The organism is Pseudanabaena sp. FACHB-2040 (assembly GCF_014696715.1).
Lineage (GTDB): Bacteria > Cyanobacteriota > Cyanobacteriia > Phormidesmidales > Phormidesmidaceae > JACVSF01.
Genome location: NZ_JACJQO010000005.1, coordinates 158,297 through 175,895, shown reverse-complemented (window position 1 = coordinate 175,895; position 17,599 = coordinate 158,297). Strand labels below are relative to the sequence as shown.

The following is a 17,599-nucleotide window of genomic DNA, read 5'->3' as shown; positions in this document are numbered from 1 at the left end:
ATTGAGTAGGCGACTGAAAAAACAGCTTTGCGATCGCACCCAATTGAAACACCTGCAAGACAAAACGCTGTTAGCAAGGTCAGTCGATTATTGACCTTGCTAACAGCGCGGAGAGTGGAGTGGCCTTAGCTGAGAAGCTAATAGTCTCTCCACTAACTCAGTACTAGCGCACCAGAGGATAAATTTGCTCAGCAACCAAGACAGGTTTCTCGCTATATTCCGCTTCGATGGTTTGCTGTAAACCCTCATCCCAAGTTAGGTTGTAGTCGCGCTCAAAATCAGCGGCAACATAAGGGCGTAGCACCCCAGTAATGACAACTTCCTCAGCGCCTCGAAGATCACCAGTGCCGGGCGTAGCGCCAACAACTAGCACATCAGCGCCACCAAACAACTGGTCTTGGGTAATGGTAAAGGTACCTTGCTCGTACTGTTCGCCTACTGCACCTTCAACGGCAATAGGCTGGTCGTAAAAAGCCTCTGGGTTATCGCTAATCTCGCCCGGTTCAGGGGCCAAAGCAACCGATTCAGCAATAATGGCAGGGCTGTTTTCGTAGTTGCCGTAGGTCTCCTCATCTAAGGTTAGACCGTACTCCTGGGCCAAGTCTTCAATAACAACTTCTCGCACCTGGCCTGTTACCTGAAGTCGTTCGGTAGCTCCACCTCTAGGCAAGATTAGAGGAGCGCCGGTGGCGTTAAAGACAACAACCTCTTGTCCACCAAAAAGTTGGTCATCGCGAACCAAAAAAGCGTTCTCGCCGATACTTTCTACGGCCTCACCGCGAACAGAGACTTCCTGACCCACGTAATCTTCTAGGTTGCCAGTTAGATCACCCACTTGAATATCAAAATCTTCGGGCTCTCCCGGGTCTGTCTGGGTTGCAGCTGGGCCTGGGGTAGCCTGGTCTTGCCCTGTTGTACCGCCCGGAACTTCGCAAGCAGTCAGTGCAAATGCAGCCAGTGCTAGGGCAAAAGCTCCTCCTCTAAATCCTGCACCAAAACGGCGCTTATGTAGTGTAGTCACAGGGGTATCCTCTCATTCAATTCAACGGTTTCCCTATCCGGCAGTCTTGTGACACTCCCCCTGATAATTGCAGTCTGTGTAGCAGTTAAAGTGCATAGCAGCACTTCTCTAACATGGGAAGCATTGACCGGATCGATCAGGTTTTTTGCAGACTCTTTGGATGAGATTGAGTCATTCAAGTAGCTGCTCCGACCTGCTTATACCAGCTAAGCATGGACTTCTTGTGCTTGCCTCATGCTGAAGATTAGACTGCATCTCTAGCTAAATGCATATTTTCCATTAAATCCGTGATGACAACCCGCCTCACCCGTAGTCTGCAGCAGGAAATGAAGGCATTGGCTCTTGTCTTTTGCGCGAGTAAATTTGATGGTGCAGAAGCAGCCGTTAACGCTGGCTGGCTCTGAAAATTTTGGGGGTCGCTTAGCATGAAGACAAATCACCAAAACCAGATGAAGTTGTCTCAACTCAAGATTTTGGTGGCGGTGGCAGAGCAGGGCAGTTTTAGCGAGGCGGCTCTGTCTTTGGAGATATCGCAGTCGGCAGGAGTCATGCGATCGCAGCTCTAGAGCAACACCTAGACGTAGTGTTACTTTCCTGCAGCCAAAGGCGATCAGCTCACCTGGAAAGATATCGCCGTCCAGCCCCTAGTCATGCCCCCCGCAGACTACATCATGATGGAGCAGGTCTATGCCCACACTCAAAGCTTTGGCTACTTGCTCAAAGTGGCCTACGAAGTTGAAACCGATGGCACAATTGTCGCGCTAGTGGCACAGGGGTTAGGGGCCTCTATCCTGCCGAACCTGGCGGCCCAACCCATTCCGACCGGGGTGCAGGTGTATAGTCTGCCAGTGCCTTTAGCTCGAACGATTGGCGTCGCGGTCACAGCCGAGGGGTTGCACGGTCCCGCAATCTACGCTTTCTTGAACTTGCTGAAGCAACAGTTAGCGGCAAATGAAGAGTTAACCCCTATCAGTCAGCCCGAAGGCCCCGCAGCACAAACTCAATCGCTTCTCGCTTGTGGCGCGCAATCATTTCTGGGTTGCGGAAGTCCCACCAGTCGGGGGCGATGTGCTTCATGTTCTCGTAGGTGGTGAAGTAGAAGCTGACAACACCGCCAATTTGAATCGCCGTAAACCAGGGGTCAAGCGGGCGGAAACTGCCGTCTGCCATGCCCCGCTCTAGAATTTCGATAATTTTGGTATAGACTGGCTGCAGCCCCGCCTCTTTGAGAAACTTACCCTCATTCTGGCTAGCTTCTTGAAACAGAATCATCTGTTGGTAGGGGTGAGCGGCCTCATAGGAAATTCCTGCTTCAATCAGAGCCACAACTGCCGCCTCTGGCGTCATCTCATCCAGTGACAGGTGAGCTACTGAGTTAAATAGGTCGCTAAAGGGGCGCTTTAAGACTTCCTGGTACAGGTCTTCTTTACTGCCGAAGTAGTAGTAGATCATCGCTTTGGTGACGCCGGTCTTAGCTGCGATCGCTTCTGTCCTAGCTCCATTTAGGCCAAAGCGGGCAAACTCTTCCTCTGCAGCATCGAGAATGGCGGTCCTAGTCGCCTCTGCATCTCGAACCTGCCGGGCAGGGGACCGTCCTGATTTTGCCGACGACTTAGCCAAAGGCGCTCCACTCAATCTCCTCACCCAGGATACAGCGGCAGGCTCTGGCCCGGCCACAGTCTTTAGCTTCAGGTTAAGAACTTTAAGCTGTCCTTGTCGGTTGCTTCGATATACCAAGCGCGGCAGTCTCATGGCTATAGTCTCTAGGCTTTTAACTAACAAGTTAGTTAGTTATTGACAAACCGAAAAGAACTGTTTACATTAACTAACAAGTTAGTTAGTAAGACGTCGCTTTGGTTTCGACAGGTATTCATGAGGAACCGGAGAGCGCCTGCTAGCTAGCGGCTGAATGCAGTTTTTTCGATTTGAAATATGACAACTACCCTACAGAGACGGGGAACCGTCGGGCTGTGGGAGCGGTTTTGCAACTGGGTTGTCAGCACCGAGAACCGGCTTTATGTCGGCTGGTTTGGTGTGCTGATGATTCCCACTCTGCTAGCTGCAACCACCTGTTTTGTGATTGCTTTTGTGGCTGAACCTCCCGTCGATATCGACGGCATTCGAGAGCCGGTCGCTGGTTCACTGATGTATGGCAACAACATTATTTCTGGCGCAGTAGTGCCCTCTTCCAATGCGATTGGCCTGCACTTCTATCCCATCTGGGAAGCTGCCTCTCTCGACGAGTGGCTGTATAACGGCGGCCCTTACCAGCTCGTGATCTTCCACTTTTTGATTGGCGTTTTCTGCTACATGGGGCGGGAATGGGAACTGTCCTACCGACTAGGGATGCGGCCCTGGATCTGTGTCGCCTACTCAGCTCCTGTTGCTGCGGCGACTGCCGTGTTCCTGATCTACCCCCTCGGCCAAGGCTCTTTTTCTGATGGCATGCCCCTCGGGATCTCCGGCACCTTCAATTTCATGCTGGTGTTTCAGGCAGAGCACAATATTCTCATGCACCCCTTTCACCAGCTAGGTGTGATTGGCGTTTTCGGCGGCTCGCTCCTCAGTGTGCTGCATGGCTCGCTAGTCACTTCCAGCCTGGTGCGCGAGACAACTGAAATCGAATCTCAAAACTACGGCTACAAGTTCGGTCAGGAGGAGGAAACCTACAACGTGCTGGCTGCCCACGGTTTCCTGAGCCGCCTGCTGGGAAGAACTAATGAAATCATTGGGGCCAAAGCCAACAGTCGCACCAACCACTTTATCTTTGCGGCCCTGCCCGTCTTTGGCATCTGGTTCACCTCCCTGGGTATCAGCACGATGGCCTTTAACCTAAACGGGTTTAACTTCAACCAATCAGTGCTCGACGCCCAAGGCCGGGTGATCGGCACCTGGGCCGACATCATCAATCGCGCCAACCTGGGCATGGAGGTGATGCACGAGCGCAATGCCCACAACTTCCCCCTAGATCTAGCAGCAGGTGCAGCGGAGCCAGTAGCAATGACGGCACCAACTCTGCTGAGCTAAACCTAAGGAGCTGACAAAACTTAAACGAGACGCTAATCGGAGGGTGCGTTGCATTAAAGCGGCAACGCACCGCTCCCTCAAAGGAAAAGCCTTCTGCGGAATTGAGGGGCGACATTGCAGCACAGAGCACTTTCAACAATGCTGGGCAGCAACCTTATCCTTCCATTCTTAGTTGGATCGTTCGTATCTCTTACACTTTCAGTACTCTGAATTTAATAATTTCTTTATATATTTGTCATCTCTAAGCATCGATACAGAAGATTTAAGGAGTTAGAGAGCAAGTTCCGATTGGCTGTACTCCTTTTCACGAAGCGGCTAAGCGCACGAGCGCTCCTTGATTTCTAACAGGTTGTAAACTCTCCAAAAACTCAGAATTCCATCGGTTTCTTCAAGAACTTCACCAAGTCTTAAATAACAGCATCTAACATCTGAGATATTTTGATGAGAAACCAACTCCTCATCAGGATTTTTCATCTACCAATGCAAAAAGCAATCATTACTAGCCGCTCTTTATCGGCTAAGTCCCTCACAGGTACCTTACTGCTCCTAACCTCAATGGCAAGTCCTGCAATAGCGACTTCTTTTGCAGGAGCCCCTATCTTTACAGAGGTTAACCAGTATTCAACGTTTATCGATGACGACCCAGTAGACATTTACTATCCAGTTGTATCCAGCTCAGATGAATCAACTTCGATTGTCCTACTGTTTCAAGGGGCACTCGTCGATAAGGCGGACTACCGTAACTATGCTGAGATTGTTTCCAGCTATGGATTTACGGTTGTCGTTCCCAACAATGAGCGAACGCTGTCTGCACCAGGTGTTCCTCCATTCTCGGGATTATTTCCTGAGCAAGACCAGGTAAAGGAGGTATTGGAGTTCATGTCGCTAGAAAATGCTAATAGTGATTCTCCAGTCTCTGGGTTGCTCAATACAGATTTGCTAGGGTTACTAGGACATTCTTTTGGAGGTGCTGTAGGCATTGCCTCCACTCAAGACAATTGCTTCTTTATTCTCTGCACTGAAAGTTATCGCCTGCCTGAAGAACTAAAAGCAGCTATTTTCTATGGCACTAACTTTGATGCAGCTAATACGGGAATCATTCCACCTATTAGTAATGAGGTGCCCACTGGACTTATCTTCGGAACCCTAGACGGTGTCGCTCCTCCAGCAGAGACCGTCGAAACTTTTGAGCAGCTTCTCAACCCACCGAAGGTTTTGATTGAACTAGAGGGTGCAAACCACTACGGCATCACTAACGAAGATTCCTTCCGTGATCCTGTTAGACCTACCCTTGAGCAAGCGGTCACAACCGAAACCATCGGACGCTGGAGCGGAGCATTTCTTCGTGCCCATCTGCTAAACGATATCGGTGCCTGGAATTATGTCTATACTTCTCTTGGTGATGAAGCAGATGGTAATGTAAAAGTGACAGCTGCCCCTGTCTCTGTGCCTGAGCCTTCTGTCGGCGTGGTCGTGATGCTGGCTGGATTGCTTGGCACAGCACTAACCCGAAGACGTAAGTTTTAAGCATTAAGGTGGGGTCAAAGGGTCCGACTGTGAGACGCACTCTCTTCTACTAGGGATAGAGACTTTAGTTTGCCCACCAGTCTAAGGAATTGGTGGGCATTGAGTAGGTTGATGAAGGCTAGCAGAGGCTATTGATAAGGTATATCTACCTGCGAACTGATCTAATTACGAATAACCTAAATATGCTTTGCAGCAGTTAGCCGATGAAACCTCCAGACGAAGATCAATCCGGCAACCGCCACTCCTATCGACTGCCCTATCCACAACCCAACCCCTTCTAGCCCTAACGAAAACCCCAGTAGATACCCTGTTGTGAGACCCACCCCCCAAAATGCAGCGCCGCTCAGGAGCATGGGCACCCGCGTATCTTGAAGGCCATACAGCGCACCCATCGCCACCCGCTGTACCCCATCTAGAAGCTGCGCTAGCGCTGAGACAAACAGCATGGGCAGCGCCAGAGCCAGTACCCTGGCATTTTGAGGATTCTCAATATCGATATAAATCCCAATAACCTGCTGACGGCAGACCACCAACACAAGTGCCGTTACGAGCATAAAGCTGCCTGCAAGAGCTATGCCCACATATCCGGCTCGTCGTGCTCCTCTGAGATCTTCCTGCCCATACCATTGGCCCACACGGGCGGTAACGGCGTAGGACATCCCTAGCGGCACCATGAAAATGATGTACATGGTCTGATAAACCGTTTGATGGGCTGCTAGTATCTCGGTTCCCAAAATGCCCATCAGGAATGTAACAACGGCAAACAGACCATATTCCAGGGCGATGGTGACTGCGATCGCAACCCCAATAGCCCCCAACCGCCGAAGAATTTTGAAGTTGAACTGCTTTAGATCCTGCAGGAACCGATATTCCTTCAGCTGCGGATGCTTGAGGCAGTAAACGAGGAAAATGAGAAACATTAGCCAGAAGCTAAGCCCGCTAGCTAGCCCCAGCCCTGCTAGCCCCATGCGCGGAAAGCCAAACTTGCCGAACCCTAAAACATAATTTCCGGCAATATTGAGTAGCGTTCCAATCATGACAACTGCTGTCACGATCTGAGCTTGAGAGAGGGCCGAGGCATACCCCCTCAACATGGCAAAGCCCAACGCCGGAAAGATCCCCCACAGAATGAACTCAAAATACGGAGCCGCCAGCGTGGCAATTGGTGCTGGCTGTCCGAGCCTCACCAAAGCTGGCTCTAGATGCGCCAACCCAATCATAAGGGGAAGGCTAAGAAGCAGCGACAGCCAAAGCCCCTGACGGGCGATTTGCTCGACTTGCCCCTTTCGACCTGCTCCATATGCCTCAGCTACCAGTGGACTTACGGCCATCACAAAGCCGCTGGCTACATTCAACAAAAGCTGAAAGGTCGTTGAAGCGAGCCCGCCTGCCGCCAAGCTTTCTGTGCCCAAATGCCCCATCATAATCGTATCGACAAAGCCAACAGCAGCCTGGGCAACCTGGGCACTGGCAAGTGGGATAGACAGCCTTAGAAAAGCTCTAGTTTCTACCCTAATGCTGGGCTGAACATCTGCTTGAATAACCATGCTGTAGCGTTCCCCAATAAAACTGACTTACGGTTTTCACTCTAGAAGAACTGGTGTTGTCAGGCTACTCAAACATTGCTCAACTATCAGGATCTTGCTGTAGTTTTTCGCAGCCGACAGTCAACACGCTAAAATTCAGCTAGCGAAGCGTGTAAAGAGGTTTCTTTGATGCCGTCAACCGCTCAGCCTTCAGCAGAAACCGTTCAATTGCTCAGCAGTGGGCTTCAACCTCCAATTATTTCTAGTCAATCTTATGGCTGGGAAAACATCTTGGTCGAGGAGTTTCACCAGCCCCCGAGCGAGGAAATCTATCACAATGAAAATAAGCACTTGCTTTGCCTATCGCTCAATCAGCGTCCCTCTCGCTTGTTTCAAAAGATGGGCGATCGCAACCACACCAGTCTCTTTACTAAAGGTGATCTATCCATTGCTCCTGCCGGGTCACTTTTGCTGAGCCGATGGGTTCAAGATGACCAATATTTGCAGATTCTGATCGACTCTGAATTTTTAAATCAAATTGCTCAGCAGGAGAATGGCAAGGGCTCTAACACTATAGAGCTGATACCTGAATTTCAATCGAGACACTCAGAAATTGAACAAATTGGCATGATGCTTTTGAAGGAGCTGCGCAACGGTGGATCAGCAGGCAAGCTCTATGTTGAATCGTTGACTAATTTGTTGATCGTCCATCTGCTCAGAAATTATTCTTCTGGGCAGTCGTGTATTGCTTGCCAGCAGGGAGGCTTGAGTAGTCACCAACTGCTTCACGTTACTGATTACATTCATGATTGTTTAGCCAGTGATATTCAGCTTTCTGACCTCGCTAAACTACTGGGCCTCAGCCAGTTCCATTTCAGCCGCCTCTTTAAGCAATCAATGGGAATATCGCCCTATCAGTATGTCCTTCAACAGCGAGTAGAGCGAGCAAAGCAGCTGCTTAAGACCACAAATTTGCCTGTGATGGAGATTGCTTTATTGTGTGGATTTAGCAGTCACAGTCATTTAGGTAAATGGTTTCGCCAGTCTACAGGAACGACACCTAAAGCATTTCGACGCTCTGTTACAACCGCCAAACCCGCAGCAGTCCAGCAGTAAATTGACAAGGCCAAAACTGTAAGCTGGTTTTCGCTACAGTTAACCCGAGAATTCCCTCCTGAAGGCTATCTGTAAGGATTGGGAGCTGAACTATCTACACTTGTAGTATCTTGTAGCGCAATTGTGTGGTGACCAGTCGTGATTGCTATTGCCTGGGCTTCGACTACCATAGCTGAGGATACGATGCTCTGCTTGCCATAGCGAATGTAACTGGACTTTTCCCACCGAGCGGGCAAAAGCTGTTGCGCTAGATATTAACTGATTCTTTGCAAGGAAACGGCGATACAGAGGACTTCTGGATTATTGACGATGACAATGGACCAATGGACGTATGCTGCCAGTGGAAACGTCTAGACTGCCGGACTTTGAGCGTACGCGGGCATTCTGTGTAAAGTGCCGCTACGAGGAGGCGCGCATTCGCGCCCTCTACACAACAGGCGATGATAAGGTTGTCTTTCGCGAAGTGTTGAACTTGGGCTGGAACACGATCTAGGGCGGTGGCGAGGAGCACGCCTAACCCTGTCACTTCAATTGAATCGTATAGTCAGCTATTGTAGTCACTGCGGTTTAGTGCCTCACTCGCATCTCTACCCTCTAGAGCCTGACTATAAACAACTCTTTAAACGAACAGGATACGTCATGCCGACCTATCGATCCAAAACCTCCACCCAAGGACGCAATATGGCCGGTGCCCGCGCACTTTGGCGCGCCACCGGAATGCACACCGAGGATTTCGAGAAGCCTATCATTGCGGTTGCCAACTCCTTTACCCAATTTGTACCCGGCCACGTCCACCTGAAAGACCTGGGCCAATTGGTGTGTCGTGAGATTGAAGCCGCCGGTGGTGTCGCCAAGGAATTCAATACCATCGCCGTAGACGATGGCATCGCCATGGGCCATGACGGAATGCTCTACAGCCTGCCCTCGCGCGAGATCATCGCTGATTCGGTAGAGTACATGGCCAACGCCCATTGTGCCGATGCTCTGGTCTGTATTTCCAACTGCGACAAGATCACCCCCGGCATGTTGATGGCAGCCCTGCGTCTCAATATTCCTGCCGTATTCGTTTCTGGCGGCCCAATGGAAGCGGGCAAAACCAAGCTCTCGGAGCACAAACTGGACTTGGTGGACGCTATGGTGGTTGCCGCCGATGACAGGATCAGCGATGAGGTTGCCGACGAATATGAGCGTTCCGCCTGCCCAACCTGTGGCTCTTGCTCCGGCATGTTCACCGCTAACTCTATGAACTGTCTAACGGAAGCCATCGGCCTTTCTCTACCTGGCAACGGCACCGTGCTGGCGACCCACTTCGACCGTAAGGATCTGTTCCTCAACGCGGCGCGAATCGCTGTCAGCATTACTCGCCGCTACTACGAGCAAGACGATGATTCAGTGCTGCCGCGTTCTATCGCCAGCTTCAAAGCCTTCGAGAATGCGATGACGCTGGATATTGCTATGGGCGGCTCCACCAACACTATCTTGCACTTGCTGGCCGCTGCCAATGAAGCCGGTGTCAATTTCACTTTGACCGATATCGACCGCCTCTCGCGCAAGGTTCCCCAGCTCTGCAAGGTAGCCCCTAACACGCCCCAATATCATGTCGAGGATGTCCACCGGGCTGGGGGCATTCCCAGCATTCTCGGTGAGCTGGATCGAGCTGGGCTGCTGCATACAGACGTGCCAACAGTCCACAGTAAGACGCTAAAAGATGCACTCGACCGCTGGGATGTGGTGCGAACCCACGACGAAGCCATTCACACCTTCTTCCAAGCTGGCCCTGCAGGAATCCCCACACAGCAGGCGTTCAGTCAATCCACCCGCTGGCCCTCCCTCGATCTGGATCGAGCAAACGGCTGTATTCGTAGCCTTGAAAACGCTTACAGCACCGAGGGCGGCCTAGCAGTGCTGTATGGCAATCTGGCTGAGCGCGGTTGTATTGTGAAGACAGCAGGGGTAGACGAAAGCATTCTGGTCTTTGAAGGAAAGGCACGCATCTACGAAAGCCAGGATGCTGCCGTCAAAGGCATTCTCAATGATGAAGTAGAGCCGGGCGACGTGGTGATCATTCGCTACGAAGGCCCGCGCGGTGGGCCTGGCATGCAGGAAATGCTCTATCCGACTAGCTACCTTAAATCCAAAGGCCTGGGCAAGGCTTGTGCATTACTGACCGATGGCCGCTTCTCAGGCGGCACCTCGGGCCTCTCGATTGGTCATGCCTCCCCAGAAGCAGCGGCGGGTGGCAATATTGCTCTGGTTGAGAGCGGCGATCGCATCTTGATTGACATTCCTAATCGCAGCATCCACGTAGACATATCAGTGGAGGAATTAGCCGACCGTCGTGCTGCAATGGAAGCAAAGGGTAAAGATGCTTGGAAGCCCGCACAGCCCCGGCAGCGACGGGTGACAGCAGCGCTCAAGGCTTATGCCCTGCTTGCAACTAGCGCAGATCAAGGCGCAGTGCGCAACCTGGAAATGCTCGAATAAAGAAATACCTGGAAATGAAAAATGCGCGCCAAGGCGCGCATTTTTATTCGAACTTCATTATCAGCGTCCATTATGGAAATAAAGATTGACGATCTTTGTAGCTCTGAAATTGCTGAATTTCTTGAGGAGCACATAAAAGATATGAAGTCTGTTTCACCTCCAGAAAGTAAGCATGCCCTAGATTTAGAAGGGTTGAAAAACCCGGAAATTACATTTTGGACGGTTTGGGATAATGGTCGTTTAATCGGCTGTGGAGCAATTAAAGAGCTAGACGCAGACCACGCTGAAATTAAGTCGATGCGAACAGATGTCTCTTACCGAGGGAAAGGGGTTGCATCGAGGTTACTCCAACATATTTTGGAGGGAGCGAAGCTACGAGGTTATCGACGTATCAGTTTGGAAACCGGCTCAATGCCGTTTTTTGCTCCGGCACGCAACTTATATACAAAATACGGCTTTAAGAACTGCCGGCCTTTTTCCACCTACAAAGAAGACCCAAACAGTGTTTTCATGACTAGGGAACTCTAAGTTTCTGAATTAGGCGCGAAAACCATGCCCCCAATGGGTTCAACTAACGTAGGAGACAGGTTTTCTAACCGTTGTGGGACAGGCGCTGCAGTCGGTTTTGTCATGCAAACAGCATGGTCAGAGACGGTCAGAAAACGGTGGTGCTGAGTTCGAGGATATCCGCTGTCGCTGCGTTTTGCCGTTAGGCTCGTCAATTGCTCCCAAAGACAGCCAAAGCTTTGATCTCGAACTTGCGAGGGCGACGAAAGCTGTAGCAAAAGGTTACAATACTGCTGTTTTATAGGGTGAAGCGAAATCTGGCTCAGCAGCCCATCCGGGGGAGCGCCAAGCTTTGCGCCCCTCCAGTTAAATAGTTTCCTCACCGTATTCCTACCCGCGAAATGGCCGCCAGGTAAATTCCCCATGAGCACCGAAACCGAAAACACTCCAGTCCAACCCAAAGAGCCTCAGACTAGCGCCCTGCCTCCTAGCGATCTCAATCCATCCTTTGGCTGGACTCGCTATGCCGAAACGATCAATGGACGGTTTGCAATGATTGGCTTTACTGCTCTGCTAATTCTGGAGTTTGTCACTCATCAAGACTTCTTTACCTGGGTTGGCCTGCGCTAGGGTTGGCCTGTGGCCCTCACTCTACTGTTAACCGATAGCGGCCTCGACCAGAGCTATCGAAGGCATTGACTACCACCGTATAGCTGCCGCTGGCAGGTAACCTAACCGCTAGCTGAGAATTGGTGGTGCTCCCATCAGCATCATCATTTTCGGCAATCACAGATTGGGACGGATCGACCAGCAGCAGATAGGTGTCAAAGTCAGCACTTTCTAGGCTGATGCGTACAGTTTGCCCGGCCGTTCCCTGAAATGTGTGCTCGGCATAGGGGGAATTGTCAGACAGCACCGGGCTATTAGGCCCTAGCGAACCCTGCTCCTGCAAAAGGTAGCGGCCTGTGCTGGAAGCCGGACTGCCGCCACCGCTCTGACTGGTCAGCCGTAGCTGATAAGCTCCTGCTTCTCCTTCGGCATAAGAATTAGCCAGAATGATGTATCTGCCGCTGGCAGGAAGCTGCGTGGTCAGGGCCGCATTGAGGCTGCCGCCACCGTCGTCGTCCTCGATATAAAAGTCGCTGTCGGGCGAGAACATGATCAGGTAGGAATCGACGTCTTGGCTGACCATCTCAATAGCTACAGATTGGCCTGCCTGCCCTTCAAACACGTAGGCATTGAAGTAGCTACCGTCGGGCAGGATGTTGCTCTTATCGTCTAGCTGCCCCCGAACCGCTGGACCATTGATTGCAATGGAGACAGGCGGATTATCGGCGCGAGAGCTGGCAACTGTAGGCGAACTTGCTGCTGTGCCGTTCTCAACGGCGGCCAAAAACGGCATTATCTGGTCGACGGGAATGGCAAAGCCAATGCCAATGTTGCCGCCCGTATCGCCAGTCGTGAAAATAGAGGTGTTTACGCCCACCAGCTGGCCCTGGCTATTGAGCAACGGTCCGCCAGAGTTGCCGGGGTTAATAGCAGCATCGGTCTGAATGAGGCCCCGCTCTTGGTCAATGCGGCTGACAATTCCTACCGTAAAGGTATTTTGCAGGCCAAAAGGACTACCGATCGCAAAGGCACGCTGCCCCACTCGGGTTGAACCTGCTGGAGCAATTCGTAGAGTAGGTAGGTTGCGAGGGTTGCCCCGCAGCTGCACCGCTGCTAGATCGAGGCGACTCTCCCCATAACCCACCACATCTCCTGTAAAGACTCGGCCATCCGACAAGCGCACCGTGACTTCTCGAGCATTGCCCACTACATGAGCGTTGGTCAGAATCAGGCCATTGGCCGTGATAATGCTGCCGCTGCCGCCGTTTTCTCCAACCTCAACTGACACCACCGAAGGGCTAGCAATGTCATAAACGCGAATGTTGGTATCTTCATCATTAGCCTGGGCTAGAGCGGGTCGGGCTGTTAGCGGCGACATCCAGGTAGATGGGGCGCTGCTATAAACTCCTGCCAGTGCAGTCAGGGTTAATGTACCAGATGCCAACGTCCGCAACAGTCTTTTTTCCATACAGGCCTCATGAAGTTGGAGAACTGGCCCTGTCTTTATTGATACAGGAGCCTGCTCTATTAATACAGAAGATAGGCTGAGATTCGGGATATCTGAAGGTTTCAGCAACAATCCCCTGCCTGAGCCAAACGCTACAGGGCAGGGGATTTACAAAAGGGAACTTCGATCAGGGTGCGATCGCAGGGGCTCTTAGCACCGGCAGAGCCGCTAGCGGCACAACTGAGCTGGCACCATCAGCACTGGTAAACGCCTCATCGCGTAGGTGAGCCGTCAGCCGCAGCGTGGTCGCGTCATAGACCTGGGTCAGCAGCTTGGGATAGAAGCCAAAGCCAATAATGGGCACCAGCAGACAGGCGATGATAAACACCTCACGCGGTTCGGCATCAACCAGGTCTTCGTGCTCTACCAGCTCCTTGTTTTCAGGGCCGTAGAAGATCTCCCGCAGCATAGAGAGCAGGTAGATCGGGGTGAGAATGACGCCAACGGCCATCAGCAGCACCGCCACCAGCTTGAAGGAGTAGCTGTAGGCATCACTGGTAGCAAAGCCGACAAACACCATTAGCTCAGCCACAAAGCCACTCATGCCGGGCAGGGCCAGGGAGGCCAGAGAGCAGGTGGTAAACATGGCGAAGATTTTTGGCATCTTTTTGCCAATGCCGCCCATCTCGCTCAGGATCAGGGTGTGGGTGCGATCGTAGGTAGCCCCTACCAAGAAGAATAGGCTGGCCCCGATTAGACCATGGGAGACCATCTGCAGCACTGCTCCACTCAAGCCCAAATCGGTGAAAGAGGCAATACCGATCAGCACAAAGCCCATGTGGGAGATCGAGGAATAGGCAATCTTGCGCTTTAGGTTGCGCTGGGCAAAGGAGGTAAGGGCAGCGTAGATGATATTGACAATGCCCAGTATCACCAGAATTGGCGCGAAATAGGCATGAGCCTCGGGCAACATGCCCACGTTCATGCGGATGAGCGCATAACCGCCCATTTTTAGCAAGATACCTGCCAGCAGCATGTGCACCGGAGCTGTGGCTTCCCCGTGGGCATCGGGCAGCCAGGTATGCAGCGGAATGATGGGCAGCTTAATGGCATAGGCGATCAAAAATCCCCCGTACAGCAGCAGCTGCATGTTGGGCGGGTAAGATTTGGCGGCTAGAGCGCTCATGTCGAAGGTGACGGTGTCGCCGTAAAAGGCCATCGCCAGTGCGGCCACCAGAATAAAGAGGGAGCCGCCAGCGGTGTAGAGAATGAACTTGGTCGCTGCATAGAGCCGCTTTTTGCCGCCCCAAATAGCCAGCAGCAGGTAAACCGGAATCAGCTCCAGCTCCCACATGAAAAAGAACAAGATCATGTCCTGCACGGCAAATACGCCGAGCTGACCGCTGTACATAGCCAGCAGCAGGAAGTAAAAGAACTTGGGCTTGAGGGTGACCGGCCATGCGGCCAGGGTAGCCAGGGTGGTAATAAAGCCGGTTAGCAGCACTAAGGGCATCGAGATGCCGTCTACACCAACTGACCACTTGAGATCGAGCTGGGGCACCCAGGTATAGCTTTCAACCAGCTGAAGGCCTGGTTGGGTGGGGTCATAGGCCAGGTAAAAGGCCGCCACCAAAATCATGAAATCAATCAGGCCCACCACTAGGGCGTACCAGCGTACCGTCCGCCCATTTTCATCGGGCAGGAAGGGAATCGCCAGAGACGCAGTGATGGGAAAAAGAATGGCTGTCGTGAGCCAGGGAAAATGCGCGAGATCCATAGGGGTTGCCTGTCTTCACGGTATCTATGGGAGGCGAAAACCTGAGCAGTGTGCCTGCTTAGTAACGAATCTAAAAGAACAAATTTAAAGTTTGGAAAAATTGCAACAGTTTTTATACGACCGGAAGAAATTCTAAAGAAAGAATCGGTGGGCAAAATCTGTCACGGGAAAGAAACCCGTTGTCGGACTGAAAACCCGGTTCTTCCAAAGAACCGGGTTTCTACCAGAACTTAGGTAACGCCCGAGAGCAGCACCAGCCCCAGCACAGCCCCGAAGACAATCAGGGCATAGAACTGGGCCCGACCATTTTCGAGGTACTTCAGACCTTCTCCAGTAATCAGGGTGACAAAGCCCGCCAGGTTAACTAGACCATCGACAATGCGGATGTCGACTTCTAGCACCTGTTTGGCTAGCTTGCGGCTGCCCTGAACAAAGACCACATCGTAGATGTCGTCGATGTACCACTTGTTGAGGGAGAGGCTGTAGAAGGGCTTGATGCGGCTTGCGATCGCACCTGGATCAATCACCCGAGTCCGGTACATCAGCACCGCCAGAATGATCCCAACCACCGCAATGGCAACCGAGCTACCGCCCATCAGCAGAAACTCATTCAGGTCAAAAGACTCAGAGGCTTCCAGCACGTCCTGAAGCGTTTCGCTAGGCGGATGAATGAACTCCTCAAAGCGGTTGGCAAAAGGCGTTCCGACCAAACCGATCAAAACCGAGGGCACCGCTAACACCATCAGCGGAAAAATCATCGAGAACGGCGACTCATGCGGCTCGTGACCGTGATGATCAGCGTCGGATTCTTCAGTGTCTAGCGTGAGCTCCTGAGAGTTCATCGCCCCTGGCCCCATCGACAGGCCCATGCGCTGTAGCTGCTCCACCTTGATCTGCTGACGCACCGCCGGGTCGTTGCCCCGGAAAGGCCCTTCAAAGGTGCTGAAGTACATCCGGAACATGTAGAAAGCCGTAATGCCAGCCGTCACCCAGCCAACCGCCCACAGCGCCGGATTGGCGTTGAAGGTGGCTCCCAAAATTTCATCCTTGGACCAAAAGCCAGCAAAGGGAGGAATCCCGCTGATCGCCAGGGTGCCAATCAGGAAGGTCGCAGACGTGACCGGCATGTATTTACGCAGGCCGCCCATCATCCGCATGTCTTGGGCGTAGGCGGCATCGTGACCTACCACGCTCTCCATGCTGTGAATCACAGAGCCAGAGCCCAGGAACAGCATGGCCTTGAAGTAGGCATGGGTCATCAGGTGAAACAGACCGGCTCCGTAGGCACCTACCCCCATCGCCATCACCATGTAGCCCAGCTGAGACATGGTGGAATAGGCCAAACCCTTTTTGATGTCATTTTGGGTAATGGCAATCGTTGCGCCCATAAAGGCAGTGAAGGCCCCGACATATGCGATCGCATTCATCGCTACCGGGATCTCTTCAAACACCGGATACATGCGCGCCACCAGGAAGACCCCAGCGGCTACCATCGTTGCTGCGTGAATCAGCGCCGAAATGGGAGTGGGGCCTTCCATCGCGTCGGGCAGCCACACATGCAGCGGGAACTGGGCCGACTTGGCCATTGGCCCTAAAAAGACCAAAATGGCAAAAATAGCCGCTACGCCAGCGCTCAGGCTGCCGTTTTCGACCAGGGCGGTCATGCGTTCGCCCATGACGGCAAAGTCAAAGCTGCCAGTGGCCCAAAACAGCCCCAAAATACCTAGGAGCAGGCCAAAGTCGCCTACTCGGTTAGTCACAAAGGCTTTTTGGCAGGCATCTGCTGCGGGCTTGCGGTTATACCAGAAGCCAATCAGCAGGTAGGAGCACATCCCTACCAGCTCCCAAAAAATGTAGACCTGGACGAGGTTAGGGCTAATTACCAGCCCCAACATAGAAGATGTAAAAAGGCTCAGATAGGAGTAGAAGCGGACATAGCCTGGGTCGTGGGCCATGTAGCCGTGGGTGTACACCATCACCAAAAAGGCAACTGTCGTGACAATCACCAGCATCAAAGAAGCCAGGTTGTCGATGGTGAAGCCCATGAGTAGGCGGAAGTCTCCAGCGGAGGCCCACTCAATCATTTTGGTGTAGGGTTCATGGCCCTGCACCTGACTCCAAAACAGCAAGAAGGACAGAACCATCGCCGCCCCAGTCAGGGAGACGATGAAAATTGCCGCAGGCTGTCGCAGTTTGTTGATGCTCTGGCTGTAGGAAATTAGACCCGTTCCTACCACGGTTGCCCCGATCAAGGGCAACACAGGTATTAGCCAGGCATATTGATATAAAGCGTCTATAGATTCCATTGCGTATGCCTACTCCGACGGTTTTAGCAGCTTGGCAAAAACCGCTTACATTTTGACACATCAATCCTGATCGGATATCTCTCGTTTGACCCTAGACCGCCTGGAAATTCCCGAAATCTGATGAAATATGAGAAATCTTTCTTTTTAGGGAAGATCGCTATGTTCCAGACTATGAAAGGGTTTCAGCAAGAGCTGTCAAACTCAGCGGGTTAATTTAAAGAAAAATCTCAGCTTTTATGAGTTTTTACTCGT

The 17,599-nt window shown here is 52.1% G+C and carries 14 protein-coding genes and 1 pseudogene; 9 read left to right on the top strand and 6 right to left on the bottom strand.

All coding sequences use genetic code 11. From position 1 onward, the window contains the following. Positions 1 to 163 precede the first annotated feature (163 nt). On the bottom strand, positions 164 to 1,021 hold the full coding sequence (locus H6G13_RS04540) for a hypothetical protein (RefSeq protein WP_190481981.1): 858 nt from the start codon (positions 1,019 to 1,021) through the stop codon (positions 164 to 166). 425 nt (positions 1,022 to 1,446) lie between these two features. Here H6G13_RS04540 and H6G13_RS04535 point away from each other — a divergent pair, with 425 nt between their 5' ends. Both H6G13_RS04535 and H6G13_RS28570 read left to right on the top strand, forming a co-directional pair. Continuing rightward, the gene (locus H6G13_RS04535; protein WP_190482968.1) at positions 1,447 to 1,587 is read left to right on the top strand and encodes a LysR family transcriptional regulator; all 141 of its coding nucleotides are present in this window, start codon (positions 1,447 to 1,449) and stop codon (positions 1,585 to 1,587) included. A gap of 39 nt (positions 1,588 to 1,626) precedes the next feature. Beyond that, positions 1,627 to 1,953: pseudogene (locus H6G13_RS28570) on the top strand (LysR family transcriptional regulator substrate-binding protein); the annotation flags it as partial. Between the two features lie 37 nt (positions 1,954 to 1,990). Here the strand turns inward: H6G13_RS28570 and H6G13_RS04530 are convergent. Further along, positions 1,991 to 2,773 (bottom strand): TetR/AcrR family transcriptional regulator, encoded by a 783-nt coding sequence (locus tag H6G13_RS04530; protein WP_199305735.1) that lies wholly within the window; start codon positions 2,771 to 2,773, stop codon positions 1,991 to 1,993. Positions 2,774 to 2,953: 180 nt separating this feature from the next. On the opposite strand from H6G13_RS04530, the gene psbA reads away from it, so the two are divergent. Continuing rightward, on the top strand, positions 2,954 to 4,048 hold the full coding sequence (gene psbA / locus H6G13_RS04525; protein ID WP_190481980.1) for a photosystem II q(b) protein: 1,095 nt from the start codon (positions 2,954 to 2,956) through the stop codon (positions 4,046 to 4,048). 441 nt (positions 4,049 to 4,489) lie between these two features. Next, complete coding sequence (locus H6G13_RS04520; protein ID WP_190481979.1) at positions 4,490 to 5,575, top strand: PEP-CTERM sorting domain-containing protein; 1,086 nt, start codon at positions 4,490 to 4,492, stop codon at positions 5,573 to 5,575. A 176-nt stretch (positions 5,576 to 5,751) separates the two neighbouring features. Here H6G13_RS04520 and H6G13_RS04515 read toward each other — a convergent pair whose 3' ends face one another. Beyond that, positions 5,752 to 7,122, bottom strand: a complete 1,371-nt coding sequence (locus H6G13_RS04515; RefSeq protein WP_190481978.1) for an MATE family efflux transporter — start codon at positions 7,120 to 7,122, stop codon at positions 5,752 to 5,754. 168 nt (positions 7,123 to 7,290) lie between these two features. Between H6G13_RS04515 and H6G13_RS04510 the strand changes: the two genes are divergently transcribed. From H6G13_RS04510 to H6G13_RS04490, 5 genes are all read left to right on the top strand, one after another. Further along, a complete protein-coding gene (locus tag H6G13_RS04510; protein ID WP_190481977.1) occupies positions 7,291 to 8,217 on the top strand; it encodes an AraC family transcriptional regulator in 927 nt (308 codons plus the stop codon). A 331-nt stretch (positions 8,218 to 8,548) separates the two neighbouring features. After that, complete coding sequence (locus H6G13_RS28285; protein WP_199305734.1) at positions 8,549 to 8,710, top strand: hypothetical protein; 162 nt, start codon at positions 8,549 to 8,551, stop codon at positions 8,708 to 8,710. 146 nt (positions 8,711 to 8,856) lie between these two features. Continuing rightward, entirely contained in the window at positions 8,857 to 10,701 is a 1,845-nt protein-coding gene (ilvD, locus tag H6G13_RS04500) for a dihydroxy-acid dehydratase (RefSeq protein WP_190481976.1), read from the top strand. A 72-nt stretch (positions 10,702 to 10,773) separates the two neighbouring features. Continuing rightward, on the top strand, positions 10,774 to 11,229 hold the full coding sequence (locus tag H6G13_RS04495) for a GNAT family N-acetyltransferase (RefSeq protein WP_190482878.1): 456 nt from the start codon (positions 10,774 to 10,776) through the stop codon (positions 11,227 to 11,229). 402 nt (positions 11,230 to 11,631) lie between these two features. Further along, positions 11,632 to 11,838, top strand: a complete 207-nt coding sequence (locus tag H6G13_RS04490) for a chlorophyll a/b-binding protein (RefSeq protein WP_190481975.1) — start codon at positions 11,632 to 11,634, stop codon at positions 11,836 to 11,838. A gap of 16 nt (positions 11,839 to 11,854) precedes the next feature. On the opposite strand, the gene H6G13_RS04485 is transcribed toward H6G13_RS04490, so the two are convergent. The 3 genes from H6G13_RS04485 to H6G13_RS04475 form a co-directional block, all read right to left on the bottom strand. After that, positions 11,855 to 13,285: a trypsin-like peptidase domain-containing protein gene (locus H6G13_RS04485; protein WP_190481974.1), complete on the bottom strand. Its 1,431-nt coding sequence runs from the start codon at positions 13,283 to 13,285 to the stop codon at positions 11,855 to 11,857. 166 nt (positions 13,286 to 13,451) lie between these two features. After that, positions 13,452 to 15,041, bottom strand: coding sequence for an NAD(P)H-quinone oxidoreductase subunit 4 (locus tag H6G13_RS04480; protein WP_190481973.1), 1,590 nt, complete (start codon positions 15,039 to 15,041; stop codon positions 13,452 to 13,454). 230 nt (positions 15,042 to 15,271) lie between these two features. Then, a complete protein-coding gene (locus tag H6G13_RS04475; protein ID WP_190482877.1) occupies positions 15,272 to 17,338 on the bottom strand; it encodes an NAD(P)H-quinone oxidoreductase subunit 5 in 2,067 nt (688 codons plus the stop codon). Positions 17,339 to 17,599 lie beyond the last annotated feature (261 nt).

Excerpts from the sequence above, each read along its gene's own strand:
- H6G13_RS04535 (WP_190482968.1), top strand. The coding sequence starts at position 1,447 with ATGAAGACAAATCACCAAAACCAGATGAAGTTGTCTCAACTCAAGATT.
- H6G13_RS04530 (WP_199305735.1), bottom strand. The coding sequence starts at position 2,773 with ATGAGACTGCCGCGCTTGGTATATCGAAGCAACCGACAAGGACAGCTT.
- psbA (WP_190481980.1), top strand. The coding sequence starts at position 2,954 with ATGACAACTACCCTACAGAGACGGGGAACCGTCGGGCTGTGGGAGCGG.
- H6G13_RS04520 (WP_190481979.1), top strand. The coding sequence starts at position 4,490 with ATGAGAAACCAACTCCTCATCAGGATTTTTCATCTACCAATGCAAAAA.
- H6G13_RS04515 (WP_190481978.1), bottom strand. The coding sequence starts at position 7,122 with ATGGTTATTCAAGCAGATGTTCAGCCCAGCATTAGGGTAGAAACTAGA.
- H6G13_RS04510 (WP_190481977.1), top strand. The coding sequence starts at position 7,291 with ATGCCGTCAACCGCTCAGCCTTCAGCAGAAACCGTTCAATTGCTCAGC.
- H6G13_RS28285 (WP_199305734.1), top strand. The coding sequence starts at position 8,549 with ATGCTGCCAGTGGAAACGTCTAGACTGCCGGACTTTGAGCGTACGCGG.
- ilvD (WP_190481976.1), top strand. The coding sequence starts at position 8,857 with ATGCCGACCTATCGATCCAAAACCTCCACCCAAGGACGCAATATGGCC.
- H6G13_RS04495 (WP_190482878.1), top strand. The coding sequence starts at position 10,774 with ATGGAAATAAAGATTGACGATCTTTGTAGCTCTGAAATTGCTGAATTT.
- H6G13_RS04490 (WP_190481975.1), top strand. The coding sequence starts at position 11,632 with ATGAGCACCGAAACCGAAAACACTCCAGTCCAACCCAAAGAGCCTCAG.
- H6G13_RS04485 (WP_190481974.1), bottom strand. The coding sequence starts at position 13,285 with ATGGAAAAAAGACTGTTGCGGACGTTGGCATCTGGTACATTAACCCTG.
- H6G13_RS04480 (WP_190481973.1), bottom strand. The coding sequence starts at position 15,041 with ATGGATCTCGCGCATTTTCCCTGGCTCACGACAGCCATTCTTTTTCCC.